General features: G+C 45.7%; 12 protein-coding genes and 1 pseudogene. 10 read left to right on the top strand and 3 right to left on the bottom strand.

What is annotated here, in order from left to right:
• From IQR33_RS32780 to IQR33_RS10505, 4 genes are all read left to right on the top strand, one after another.
• A partial coding sequence (locus tag IQR33_RS32780; protein ID WP_228013850.1) for a BCCT family transporter occupies positions 1 to 167 on the top strand: 167 nt, incomplete at its 5' end.
• A gap of 101 nt (positions 168 to 268) precedes the next feature.
• Entirely contained in the window at positions 269 to 2,005 is a 1,737-nt protein-coding gene (locus IQR33_RS10515; RefSeq protein WP_193837733.1) for a hypothetical protein, read from the top strand.
• Positions 2,002 to 2,733 carry a DUF3726 domain-containing protein gene (locus IQR33_RS10510; protein ID WP_161441452.1) on the top strand — a complete coding sequence of 244 codons (732 nt, stop codon included), beginning with the start codon at positions 2,002 to 2,004 and terminating at the stop codon, positions 2,731 to 2,733. The genes IQR33_RS10515 and IQR33_RS10510 overlap by 4 nt, the downstream gene beginning before the upstream one ends.
• A 142-nt stretch (positions 2,734 to 2,875) precedes the next feature.
• Positions 2,876 to 3,253 (top strand): nuclear transport factor 2 family protein, encoded by a 378-nt coding sequence (locus IQR33_RS10505; RefSeq protein ID WP_031777276.1) that lies wholly within the window; start codon positions 2,876 to 2,878, stop codon positions 3,251 to 3,253.
• A gap of 82 nt (positions 3,254 to 3,335) precedes the next feature.
• Here the strand turns inward: IQR33_RS10505 and IQR33_RS10500 are convergent, their stop codons facing one another.
• Positions 3,336 to 4,331 (bottom strand): ABC transporter substrate-binding protein, encoded by a 996-nt coding sequence (locus IQR33_RS10500; RefSeq protein ID WP_138940348.1) that lies wholly within the window; start codon positions 4,329 to 4,331, stop codon positions 3,336 to 3,338.
• Positions 4,332 to 4,472: 141 nt separating this feature from the next.
• The gene (locus IQR33_RS10495; RefSeq protein WP_193837732.1) at positions 4,473 to 6,707 is read right to left on the bottom strand and encodes a hypothetical protein; all 2,235 of its coding nucleotides are present in this window, start codon (positions 6,705 to 6,707) and stop codon (positions 4,473 to 4,475) included.
• 425 nt (positions 6,708 to 7,132) lie between these two features.
• Between IQR33_RS10495 and artP the strand changes: the two genes are divergently transcribed.
• From artP to IQR33_RS10470, 5 genes are all read left to right on the top strand, one after another.
• On the top strand, positions 7,133 to 7,861 hold the full coding sequence (gene artP / locus IQR33_RS10490) for an arginine ABC transporter ATP-binding protein ArtP (protein ID WP_318128759.1): 729 nt from the start codon (positions 7,133 to 7,135) through the stop codon (positions 7,859 to 7,861).
• An 88-nt stretch (positions 7,862 to 7,949) separates the two neighbouring features.
• Entirely contained in the window at positions 7,950 to 8,681 is a 732-nt protein-coding gene (locus IQR33_RS10485; RefSeq protein ID WP_085568965.1) for an arginine ABC transporter substrate-binding protein, read from the top strand.
• 1 nt (position 8,682) lies between these two features.
• Complete coding sequence (artQ, locus tag IQR33_RS10480; protein WP_005388570.1) at positions 8,683 to 9,372, top strand: arginine ABC transporter permease ArtQ; 690 nt, start codon at positions 8,683 to 8,685, stop codon at positions 9,370 to 9,372.
• Positions 9,369 to 10,037 (top strand): arginine ABC transporter permease ArtM, encoded by a 669-nt coding sequence (artM, locus tag IQR33_RS10475; protein WP_176311589.1) that lies wholly within the window; start codon positions 9,369 to 9,371, stop codon positions 10,035 to 10,037. The genes artQ and artM overlap by 4 nt, the downstream gene beginning before the upstream one ends.
• 139 nt (positions 10,038 to 10,176) lie before the next feature.
• Positions 10,177 to 10,749, top strand: coding sequence for a protocatechuate 3,4-dioxygenase (locus IQR33_RS10470; protein WP_193837729.1), 573 nt, complete (start codon positions 10,177 to 10,179; stop codon positions 10,747 to 10,749).
• Positions 10,750 to 10,758: 9 nt separating this feature from the next.
• On the opposite strand, the gene IQR33_RS10465 is transcribed toward IQR33_RS10470, so the two are convergent.
• Positions 10,759 to 11,589, bottom strand: a complete 831-nt coding sequence (locus IQR33_RS10465; protein ID WP_193837728.1) for a LysR family transcriptional regulator — start codon at positions 11,587 to 11,589, stop codon at positions 10,759 to 10,761.
• A gap of 118 nt (positions 11,590 to 11,707) precedes the next feature.
• On the opposite strand from IQR33_RS10465, the pseudogene IQR33_RS32775 reads away from it, so the two are divergent.
• Positions 11,708 to 11,886: pseudogene (locus IQR33_RS32775) on the top strand (glutathione S-transferase); the annotation flags it as partial.

The raw sequence follows: 11,886 nt of genomic DNA, 5'->3' as shown, positions 1-11,886 counted from the left end.
TGATGGGTGTGACGGCATTGATCCTAATTTCCCTTGGCTCTGGCGGCATCTCTGCTCTGCAATCTTTCATTGTTATTACCGCGGTTCCGGTTTCGTTGATTCTGTTACCGTCACTTTGGAATGCGCCACAAATTGCAATCAAAATGGCGAAAGAGCAAGGGCTATAACAATTATCCAATTCAAACAACGTGGAGCTTGTGCGGGTGTTTTCCTCCTGCATCCGCACAAACCCTAGTATTCTTACAATAACAAATAGGTGGTGAGCAAAATGGATGCACATCGTTCTACTTATACGGAAGCAACTATGCGCGATGCAGCGATTGTCATGGCAGCCGAAAGGCTTGGCGCAATGCACCAAAACCGAATCAGCTTTGTTCGCAGTCTGATTCGTAATATGGCAAGCCAAAACTGGCAAGTAACCAAGCATGAGTGGCAGCTTTGTCCTCGTGGTTATGGTCATGTGATTTACAAATTGACCACGCCAGAGCACGTTTATCATTTGGTGGTATTCTGTGATGAAATTGCCGACGACGAGCGTAATGATCGCGTAATTGCTGAAAAGTGGGATGTCACATTTGCACTGGTTCAAGGCGATGTTGATGTTACTTTGTTGGAAAGATTGCGAGAAAATGTACCGCTGCAAGAAGCGGGACGTAATCCAAACAACGTACTTGTTCTTGCTCGCGCAAACAAAAGTGTGCGCGTGTTTGAGCACATTGTTAGCGCGCTTTCTCAAGGCGAGCAGCCTGAGCCGAAAGAGTTAGCGGAAGTGGGTTATATCCTGCGTACCACAGCTGTTTATGGTAACGGAAAGTTTGGTATCGCCGATTTCAAACTGTTAGAGAACAACTCAGATTTCAGCCAGTCTTTTAGTGCGCAAGTGTGTGCGGTATATATGTTGCGTGAATTCAGCCTAGATTGGGTGCACTATCTGGCACTTCAACAAGGTGGCGACAACGCGGTGGCTTTGCATCGTGGCTTGCAGCGCTACCTTGGTGTCGGCAATGCTACTGGCTTAGGCATGGCTCCATACTTGATTAATCACCCGTGTATTGTTGACCAATGGATGACCTCTCGCGAGCGTGCGGTAGCGCGAGTCTTTGCGATGCCATGTGAAGCTTCATTCCATGCTCCTTTGCAAGGATTACTACAAAAAGCACAGCGTCATTTAGAGCAAGTCATCACCATTAATGAACATCAAGACAGGCTCAATCATCAAGCGATATCAGACATCAAACAACTGCTATCAGAGCTAACAACGTTAATGGCATCACATCCGAATTGGGCGAGTTTGGTCGAGCATAAGAAAACAATGAGTGTGGAAGCCCAAGAAATCCTCACCTCTTGCTTGATCGAACTCTACCCATCTTTAGTGGATGAATTTGCTAGCCAAATGAATACGGATGAAACGTTATCTATTCCGGGCGGGAAAAAGATCCAAGATTTACTGGAAGTGTTGCAAAGCAAGTACCGCTGGGCGATTGATGCGGATTACTCACTGGCCGAGAACAATTATTGGTTCTGGTATCGTTCACAAGACAAAGAAGAGCCAAGGCTTGGTGTTCGTGGCGAGGAAGCAGGAGAAGAAAAAGAGCTGCCGCTTGATATCGGCAGACAAGTGAATCGCTTGTACCACGCTTTGCTTGGTTGTGATGAAGAAATGTCCGTAGCAGAGTTTCTGTTGCAAAATCCGACTTATCGTTCGATCACACGTCGCGTATGGACGCTAGGCAACCGTGCGATGGGGGATATTCAAATGAACGTGCTGCGTAAAGATGCGTTACCAATGCACTTACTGCGCTGTAAATTGGCGATCTTTGGTGCGACTAAGTTTGATCCGCGCTCGGATCGTTGGGTTCGAATAACTTTCTTCCAAGGTGCGCCGTTGTTAGATGAAATTCACGATCCTAAACTGGCAGACACATGGATTTTCCCTAGCATGCCGCCGCGTGACGAAATTGCGCAAAGTGACAATCAAAAAATCAACGGAGGATTTGCATTATGATCGTCTCTCACAACGAATTGGTGGCCGCGGTTAATAAGGCATTTCTTGGCATGCGCCGTCACTGTGGTGAGGCGGATGTCATTGCGAACATGGTGGCGGACTTGCAAATGGTTGGCTTACATGGAGTTCGCCATTTTAATAACGCCAGTCTGTTTCTTGGGTTAGATTCAGACTGCGCCGTATCGGTGACCAACAGCACACCGTCAAGCATAGAGGTAGAACTGCACAACGGGAGTGTAGCGTGTCATTTACCCGCTGTGTTGGATTTCGCGCTCGAGAAAATGATCAACCGTAAGTCGATTACCATTACGTTGAAACAGTGTCATAACCGTTGGCTGGGTTTCAGTGAGTTGTTGAAGCTCTCTGCGAAAGGCATTGCGTGTCGAGCACAGTGGGTCAATGGCTCAAGTCCCAAGCGAACGCTTTATGTGTTAAACCGTGGACGAATCGCACCAGAAGTCTTTTTCTCGGATCAGTTTGATGTGCATGATACGGATTTGCATAGTATGGTTATCGAGCTCTCCGTGAACGATTTCGATATCGAGAAAAGTGCGCAAGGGTATACCACCCACATTGAAGGTGATGAGTTAAGCCGTACGCAACAAGCTTCTTGGCAAAATGGTATCTTTGTCGAAGACCAAGAATGGGAAACACTGAAACAAACCGCAACCGCGTTGCTGGTGGAGAACAGTGAGCGTTCTATGCTCGGTGCTGGTGGTGTGGTTTAAGCTATGAAAGGCGATGATTCCAAGTAGAAGTGATGAAGGCTGCTGTTTAGCGGCCTTTTTTGTGCGCGATGTTCAGTCACTTCTGAAGTTCAAAGACTATGATTACCGTTATCCGCAAGATGGATCAACACAGGTAAGAAAAATGGATCTGCAAGAGAATAAAAGAAATGCCATTGCGTTTTACGAAACCGCCTATCGAGGTAACCCAAGAAAGGCAGTTGAAGACTACGTAGGTGATGAGTACATCCAGCACAATCCATTAGTTGGAAATGGCCCCGAGGCTTTTATCGAGTATTTTGAGCGGATGCAAAATGAGTATCCCGATAAAGATATTACGTTTGTGCGAGCCATTGCTGAAGGGAATTTGGTGGCACTACACACTCACCAAACATGGCCTAATGATATTGAATACGTGACGATGGATTTCTTTCGTTTTGATCACAATGGGAAGATCGTTGAACATTGGGACGCTCTGCAAGAGATACCCAAAGAAACATTGAATGGTCACACCATGTATTAACGAGTCGTTGACGAGTCTCCCATGCCGTTTATTCAAACGGCATGGGAGGTTAAATGATTTGTGGCACTTTAAGTATTAATCATCAAAGCGCTTTTTCGATTCTCACCGCGACGTCTTCAGATACCCAGCCTTTCCACAAGTCAGGGTAGGTATTAAAGAAGTAAAACATCGCTTCTTCACCGTCCGCGTAGTTATCTTCCATCCAGGCCAGCATTTCACTCATTTGCTCGTTGGTAAATCCGCGTTTCTGCAAGTACGCGAATGCTTGGGGTTCTTTGCTCGCAAACGCCTCAGTTGTTACTGTGCGAACTGGAGAAGGTGGGTACATTGTTACTTTTGGTGAAGCGCAATCAGGCTGAGTGGTACAGTTGCGATACTCTTCCAAATCTGTTCCGCTACCAAAATCCACTTTGACCATATCATACTTGCCCAATACGGGTGTTGGTGACCAGTAGTAACCAAACCAAGGCATTTTGCGATCATAGGCTTTGGCGATGGTACCAGCTAGTGCAGCGCCAGAGCCTGGGTCAACCATCTCAAAGCCGTGCTCACTTAACCCTAATGCATTAAACAAGTGACCGGAGGTGATTTGGCATGTCCAACCAGCAGGGCAGCTATAGAACGCGAACTTGTCATCATCTTCTGGGTGTTCAAATAGTTTGGCGTGCTTGATGACGCCTTCTATCGTCGCGAGCTCTGGATACTGTTTTACCAGATAGGCGGGAACCCAAAACCCTTCTTCACCGCCATTGACAAGCGATTCACCAGCGATACGCAAGCGTTTATCCGCAATCCCTTTATCAAGTGCTTCTTTAATGCCGTTTGTCCATAACTCTGGCGCAACGTCAGGTTGCCCCTTTTCAATCATAGAGGTGCCTGTAGGAACGCTATCACCAGGGATCAATTCCGCATCACACTGGTAGCCTTCATTTAAGACAAATTGGTCGATGTGCGCCATTAAGCTGGCCGAATTCCAATTCATGTCTGCGATGGTTATTTTTCCGCATTCGTCCGCATTTGCATGAGTAGATAATGCTGATAGCAGCAGAACAGAGAGCATTGAAGGTGTCGTCTTCATGTGACTGAATTTCCTTGTCGTTGTCATTTACTTCAGTATATACATCGGTTTATAAAGATTCAGTGAACAAGTTTTTTTCAGTGACGTTAAGCATAAAAACGGCGATTTATGAAGCGTTTAGTCAGAGTGGTTGAAAGGGAGTTAATACAGCAAGAACACCCCTTCGTAGCCGCCGATCTCAATGTGAGAAACATAGTCGCCGATGTTACCGTCTTGATCTACAGGTCGCATAGGTTCTGGAAGTGCGATAGTTATCTTCGGTGAGGAGAAATAATCGATATTCTTGCCAAAGAAATCAGTTCGATACAGAACTCGGCCTTTGGTGAATTCGCGGGCTAACACCATCTCTGTAGGGCCATGCATCACTACCGTATCGTCTGAGTGATACGCAAAGTACGTATGGGTTGGTAACAAATCGATAGCGCCATTAGGCAAGTCAGGATGAGCCACTTTGCTCATAGAAGCATCTCCAATCACCGTGTAATCGGCGGAATAGGGCGTGCTGGTGGACATCATTAGCGGAGTCGCCTGATACCCATCTGGGATTTGATTGGTTGGCATACCTAAATCGATGGCAAGCAAGGCGCTAGGTTGATAAGCAATATTCTTTGGTACGCCTGCCTTCCAGAAGTTGTCACTTGTTGTGTTATTACTTCCATATAAGTAGCCATTGTTCCACTGATTAAAGTAACTGCGTTCAGGGTGATAGTTTAAGTAGAACACCGCTAGTGCAGAGTATTGGTCCTGTTTCCAATTATTTTCTGTGTTACCAAAGTATTGAACGCGACCATAACGCGTGGTCGCTTGATAAATCACTTTCTGGCCAGCTTTGGCGAGTGCAGAGTTATCCCAAAACTTAGCTAACCCAGCATAGCCACTAAAGCCGGTAGCAGGGAAAAGGTAGTGCTCGCGCAAGTACAAGGAGCCAGCGTTAACCAAGTGGTTTTGCCCATTACGACCGAATAAGTTTGCCGTACCTATGTTGAGACCAATTAACGCATCTTCATCCAGCGTTGCCAGTTTATTCAAGAACGCCGAGAATTGCGCCTTGTACGCATCGTCAGCAGCTTGGCTACCCGCCACCAAACCAAGCTCATCCACCGTACCACCGGAATAAACGTAGAACTGATTTTCTCCGAGTAACTTATTCGTGTCGTCGTTGTACGCACCATTTAAACCTTGTTTCGCCCATTCAGCTTGGTAATAGTGGCGCATTGTATTGGTAAAAACGGGATTACCGAGATTGGTCAATGCCCAAGAAGAGGTTTGATTCCACATACGACCAAATGGAATAACGCGTGACTCCCAACGAAATCGTGCGGTTGCATTCTTATTCGAACGGTTTTTGTATTCATGCCAAGAAAGATAATTGTCTTGGTTTCGATCTGCAGATTTGTCGAAGCCACGAATTTTACGCCAGCGTTGAATGGTTTGACCTTCAGGTGTCTCCGTTGGTGCTCCTGAGATATTGACGGCAGGGAAGCTATCTTTGAGTTGAATGTTTTCGAGACGTGGGCGGTTTTCTATGTTGTCGTCATGCCAAGTAATTTTCGCAACGTAAAGGCGGCCGCCGTCGCGTAAAAAGGTGGAGCCAAAGTACTGACCGCCACCATAAGTTTTCCCGCTACCATCATGCGTTGTAGCGCGAACCCAATCCGAAGGGACAGACCAGTTGACCGTTTGGTTTTTAGTCATGTTCTCAGTTTTGTCTTTTTTAATCGCGAAGCGTTTCCATTCAGTTACCTGACCAAACGAGTCGATGGCAGAAGGGTATTCAATCGTGAAGCTGCCGCCTTGAGCAAACTGAGAGAACGTAAAGGCTAAGCGGTCGAACTTCTCTGAGTGATAGACATAGAGGGCTCCACCATTATTCGCCTGACCAAATACATCAGCATCCCATGGCGGTGGTTGATATAGCCAAAAACCGGCGCGGTTAGCGTTGGCGGTATAGCCAACGATCATCGGTTTTCGATTGAGTAGAGTATTCTCACCATGGCTTGAGTCGACTTCAGCTAGGATAGTGTCTTCAGAAAAGTGGAGAAAGAAATCTTCGTAGTCAATTCCATTCAGTTCTGCGTGATTACGTATATCGTTTTCCAGCCAACCTGAGTTAAGTTCCAGCTTTTGGTTGTACATGTAACCAAGTGCTTGTACACGCTCATTATGACTTTTACTTTCGTAAGCGCCGAATACGATATCAGCATAATCCAGTTCCCATTCACGTGTAGCCGCAGCAGAGATAGGCTTATCTTGAAGATCAATACCCTGTTCATGCAATCCAGGTAACACGATTGCTGTTCTACTCCAAACGCTGGGTATGGAAAGTAAGCTCAGAGAAGCAAGTGCCATGAGAGAAAAACAATGCGACTTCAACATGGGGTTATCTCACTCATACTTAGATGACTCGAATTAAGGGCCAGAATACAAAGAGAAATTATAGTCTATTCACAAAGTCCTAATCAGGAACCCGCCGATAGAAGGCTTTACCGGAAATCGAGGGGGGAAGCCCGGCAAAAATGAGAAGGTCTGCGTCGGGTGTAGTACGTTCAAAGACTCAAAATTCCGTCTACACAAGCACAAAAGTAACCAGAATTTTAACCTTGTTTCGATTGCCATCATATTGTTGGATTTTCATCAACAATTTCAGTTAAAACCAACTGATTAAACCAGTCATATTCTCTGTTGTATTGATTGCTTATCATACAAAAATTTAACAAAATTAATTTTTATACATTTTTATTGCATAAAAAATCCTTTTGAGTAATATAAATGCCAAGTGACAATTAATGCGGTATGTCAGCATGACTATTCAGGTAAGCGGAATCAATAAATCCTACGGTGAGACACAAGTGCTTCACGATGTCAGCTTTAAGTGTGAAAGCGGCGAAACACTGGTGTTACTCGGTCCGAGTGGTGCAGGGAAGAGCTCTCTACTGCGTGTTCTTAACCTTCTTGAAGGGGCGGATAACGGCCAGTTAAACATCGCTAATGACGCATTCGACTTTTCAACTGAAATCAAAGAGAAGCAAGGTTTAGCGCTTCGTCGTAAAGTGGGCATGGTGTTCCAACAGTACAACCTATGGCCACACATGACAGTGATGGAGAACCTGATTGAGGCTCCGGTAAAAGTCGCTGGCATGGATAAAGAAGAAGCGAAGAAGCTGGCAATGCAAATTCTTGCGACGCTGCATTTGGCAGACAAAGCGGATGCATGGCCGATGCAACTTTCTGGTGGTCAGCAACAACGTGTGGCGATTGCTCGTGCATTGATGATGAAACCGGAAGTCTTGCTTTTTGATGAACCGACCGCTGCGCTTGATCCGGAAATTACTAACCAAGTCGTTAAGATTATTAAAAATTTAAGCGAAACCGGAATTACACAAGTAGTTGTGACGCACGAAGTGGATTTCGCCAAGAAAATCGCTAGTCACGTACTGTATTTAGAAAAAGGACACATCGTTGAGCACGGCACAAATGATTCGTTTTCTAACCCGCAAACCGCCCAGTTTGCTGACTACTTAAATCACTAAATCACGTTTTTAAAGTTCAGTCTATTTAACAGATAAGCTCGGCTGTCATTGCGAGTGTCAGCCCACTAAGTACACACGGAGTATTGCAATGAAAAAGATTCTACTAGCTTCACTAATCGGACTTGTCTCAGCGAACGCAGCAGCACAAGAAGAGATCAAATTTGCGATGGAAGCGACGTACGCCCCATTCGAATACATGGATGAAAACAACCAAATCCAAGGTTTTGATGTGGATCTGGCGAATGCACTATGTAAAGAAATCGAAGCAAAATGCACCTTCCACAACCAATCTTTTGACAGCCTGATCCCAGCATTAAAATTCAAGCGCTACGATGCGGCAATCTCTGCAATGGACATTACTGAGGCGCGTTTGGAGCAAGTGAATTTCACGAATGCATACTATGACAACTCAGCAGCGTTTGTTTCTATCAAAGAAAAAGTGGCTGATCAAAAAGCACTAGAAGGTAAGCGTGTTGGTGTTCAAAACGGTTCAACACACCAAAGCTACCTGATTGAGCAAATGCCGGGCGTAACCGCGGTTCCTTACTCAAGCTACCAAGACGCGTTCATCGATATGAAAAATGGCCGTATTGATTCTGTATTCGGTGACACAGCAGTCGTAGCAGAATGGTTCAAGAAAGAAGACAACCTAGCTTACGTGGGTGAGCACGTCACTAACCCTAAATACTTCGGTAACGGTTTCGGTATCGCAGTAAATAAAGGTAACGACGAGCTAGTGAACAAGCTGAACACAGCACTGAAAACAGTGAAAGCAAACGGCGAATACGACGTAATCTACAACAAATACTTCGGTAAGTAATATGGCACTAACGGGTTACTCTTTATCGCTTGTTCAAGCTAGTTGGATGACTGTCCAGCTAGCCTTCACAAGCCTCTTAGTCGGTTTGATTCTGGCAGTGGTATTCGCCAGTGGTGAAATGTCTCGCCGCGTTTTCGTTAAATGGCCAATGACGGCGTTTGTGACGATTGTACGTGGCTTGCCAGAAATCCTTGTCGTGTTGTTCATCTATTTTGGTTCGACGCAGGTTCTGTTTTTAATCACCGGCGACTTTATTGAAGTTAGCCCGTTCTTGTCGGGCGTGGTGGCGTTGTCATTGATCTTCGCTTCTTACGCTTCTCAAACTCTACGTGGCGCATTAAAAGCCGTTGGAAGAGGGCAGAGAGAAGCAGCAAGTGCACTCGGCATCAGTCAGGCACATGCTTTTGTTCGCATTGTTTTGCCACAAGCAGTAAGACACGCACTACCAGGTTTAACTAACCAATGGTTGGTTTTGCTGAAAGATACCGCGCTTGTATCACTGATCGGAGTAACGGATTTGTTGAAACAAGCACAGCTAACATCTGCAGCGACACATGAAGCGTTTACATGGTACGCAACTGCTGCGGCGATTTACTTAGGCATTACTTTGATTACACAACGTGCCGTAAAACTGATTGATAAGAAGTTCTCAATTCAAGGCATGAGCATGGGACAGGAGGCAACCGCATGAACGAACAACACGTTTGGCAAATGCTGGATGGCTTAGGCACTAGCCTTCAATTGACCGCCGCTTCTTTGGTAGTGGGCTGTCTCTTAGCTTTGATGATGACGCTGACTCTGATCCTACGTACTCCGGGTTTGCATCGGGTAAGTCGTGGCATCATCACCTTGTTTACTGGTACACCTTTGTTGGTGCAGATCTTCTTGGTGTACTACGGTCCGGGTCAGTTTGATGCCGTAAGAGAAAGTGTATTCTGGACATGGTTAAGCCAACCTTGGTTCTGTGCGATGTTGGCGTTAGCGTTGAATACCGCGGCGTACAGTACTCAGCTGTTCAAAGGAGCGTTTAACGCGATTCCTTCCGGTCAATGGCAAGCGTGTCGTGCATTAGGTATGAACAGAACTGCAACACTGAAAGTGCTGCTACCATACGCTATTCGTCGTGCTGTTCCTGCTTACTCGAACGAAGTGATTTTGGTCTTCAAAGGCACGTCACTAGCAAGCACGATTACGATCATGGATCTGATGGGTTACGCGCAGCGTATTAACGCACAAACCTACGATACGTTGACGGTATTTGGTATTGCAGGTGCATTTTATTTAACGGTAAATGGTGTGCTAACTCTCATTTTCCGTCAGGTAGAGAAGAAAGCATTGGCGTTCGAAGCCGCATAAACCTTCCATCAAACATTTATCATTTAGCTCCACAGTGCCTCTGCGAATGACTCTCTTGTAGAGGCATTTTTTATATTCGTCATGGCAAATTCCTCAAGTTCCCCCAAACTTAATTCAACGCAATTGTATTGGTGGCACCATGGAAAGAAGACACTTTTTAGTGCTGTGGACATTGTTGTTCGTACCCTCTTTAAAAGCGAAAGCACCAATCCGGCCAACGCCAGCACAAACTGAAGGGCCATTTTATCCAGTAGTGAACATTCCTCTTCGTCAAAACTTGATTCTGCAATCAGAAGGTTTGGTCGGTGAAGCTATCGTGTTGCAAGGTAAAGTCGTAGATACATCGGGAAACCCAGTTTCAGGCATCAAAGTAGAAATCTGGCAATGCGATGGGCAGGGGATTTACGATCACCCTAAGCAGCCAAATAATGATAAGTTTGATACTCACTTTGCAGGTTTTGGCGCGGTAGAAACTCAATCGGATGGTCGCTACTTGTTCCAGACTTTGTACCCCGTGCCTTATGCCTCTCGTCCACCGCACATTCACGTTAAGTTGTGGCGGGATAACCAAGAGCTTCTGACCACTCAGTTGTACTTAAAAGGCAATACTGGTGATGAATGGTGGGGTGGCAAAGCCCGAGATTATCTACAGTTTGAAACCATACGAACCGACGGGCGATTAACTGGCCAATTTAACTTTGTGATTGGCTAGCTAATCCGGTTAAGCCATTAACTCAACCAATTGCGCCAAGCATTCTTTATCCAGTATCGGATGAGGCTCGACGCCCGTGACCAAAACGATATCCACGGAAGGTAGCGATGGCATATCGTCTAAGATCTTAAGATCCTCGCTAACGCTAATACTGCCCATCGCACCGATAGCCATGCCTGAACGTACAATTGCTCGTTGTGCAGAAGCCGTATTGCAACATGCCAGTAGTTGATAAGGAGTGCCACGTTTGGTTAATCCGTCTACTGCTGCCGCATGGTATTTACAGTCGGTTTGGAATAGGGCGAGAGGGAGAGGTTGGGCGTTCTCAATGTCAAAATCAGGATGAGCAATCCATACGCCTTTGTCGCTTGCTAGCCAGTAACCTTCCTCACTGTCCGGTGCTCTTGTCACAATAGCGGCGTCTAGCTTTCCTTCATCGAGTTTTTCTCTCAAAGTGATGCTTGGCTCACTAAAGACTTGAATCGAACATGTGGGCTCAGATTGTTGTAATACGCGAATGACTCTAGGCAGGATATTGTCGTTGTAATCCTCGGGGCAACCTAAGCGAAGAGGGCGCTTGTTTTCATAACGTTTCACTTGTTTCAGCGCTTGATTGTGCAAGCTAACCAATTGCTCTGCGTGAGAGCGCAGTGCCAGTCCCGCTTCACTCAATACTAGGTTGCGACCTTCTTTTTCAAACAAACTGACGCTGAGTTCGTCTTCTAGCTTACGCATTTGAGCACTGAACGCGGATTGGGTGCGATTGATCTGCTTGGCTGCACGAGTGAAACTTCCCGTTTCGACAAAAGCCAGAAAGCTGCGTAACGCATCGATATCCATATCTAAAACTCATCCATCGTTTTTGTTGAAGTGTTCCATCAAAACTATCCGTTAGTCCCCTTAAATACAATCAGATATTGTGAATGGGTACTCAAAACACGAACCGTATGGAGGCGTCATGAAACTGTTTATTGCTAATCAAAACTACTCAAGCTGGTCACTTCGCGCATGGCTGATCTTTTCTCAATTCAAACTGGATGTGAAAGTCACCAAGCTCAAATTATTCACAGAAGATTTTTATAAGACCTTGGAAGATATTACACCAACCGCGAAAGTCCCTACCTTAGTGGATGGTGA

The organism is Vibrio sp. OPT46, assembly GCF_015163535.1.
GTDB classification, from domain to species: Bacteria; Pseudomonadota; Gammaproteobacteria; order Enterobacterales; family Vibrionaceae; genus Vibrio; species Vibrio alginolyticus.
The sequence above is the reverse complement of the archived record's forward strand: the minus strand, read 5'-3'. Positions and strand labels throughout refer to the sequence as shown.

Coding starts and splice junctions, on each gene's coding strand:
- IQR33_RS10495 (WP_193837732.1), bottom strand. CDS start 6,707: ATGTTGAAGTCGCATTGTTTTTCTCTCATGGCACTTGCTTCTCTGAGC.
- artP (WP_318128759.1), top strand. CDS start 7,133: ATGACTATTCAGGTAAGCGGAATCAATAAATCCTACGGTGAGACACAA.
- IQR33_RS10470 (WP_193837729.1), top strand. CDS start 10,177: ATGGAAAGAAGACACTTTTTAGTGCTGTGGACATTGTTGTTCGTACCC.
- IQR33_RS10510 (WP_161441452.1), top strand. CDS start 2,002: ATGATCGTCTCTCACAACGAATTGGTGGCCGCGGTTAATAAGGCATTT.
- IQR33_RS10465 (WP_193837728.1), bottom strand. CDS start 11,589: ATGGATATCGATGCGTTACGCAGCTTTCTGGCTTTTGTCGAAACGGGA.
- IQR33_RS10500 (WP_138940348.1), bottom strand. CDS start 4,331: ATGAAGACGACACCTTCAATGCTCTCTGTTCTGCTGCTATCAGCATTA.
- IQR33_RS10485 (WP_085568965.1), top strand. CDS start 7,950: ATGAAAAAGATTCTACTAGCTTCACTAATCGGACTTGTCTCAGCGAAC.
- IQR33_RS10505 (WP_031777276.1), top strand. CDS start 2,876: ATGGATCTGCAAGAGAATAAAAGAAATGCCATTGCGTTTTACGAAACC.
- artQ (WP_005388570.1), top strand. CDS start 8,683: ATGGCACTAACGGGTTACTCTTTATCGCTTGTTCAAGCTAGTTGGATG.
- IQR33_RS10515 (WP_193837733.1), top strand. CDS start 269: ATGGATGCACATCGTTCTACTTATACGGAAGCAACTATGCGCGATGCA.
- artM (WP_176311589.1), top strand. CDS start 9,369: ATGAACGAACAACACGTTTGGCAAATGCTGGATGGCTTAGGCACTAGC.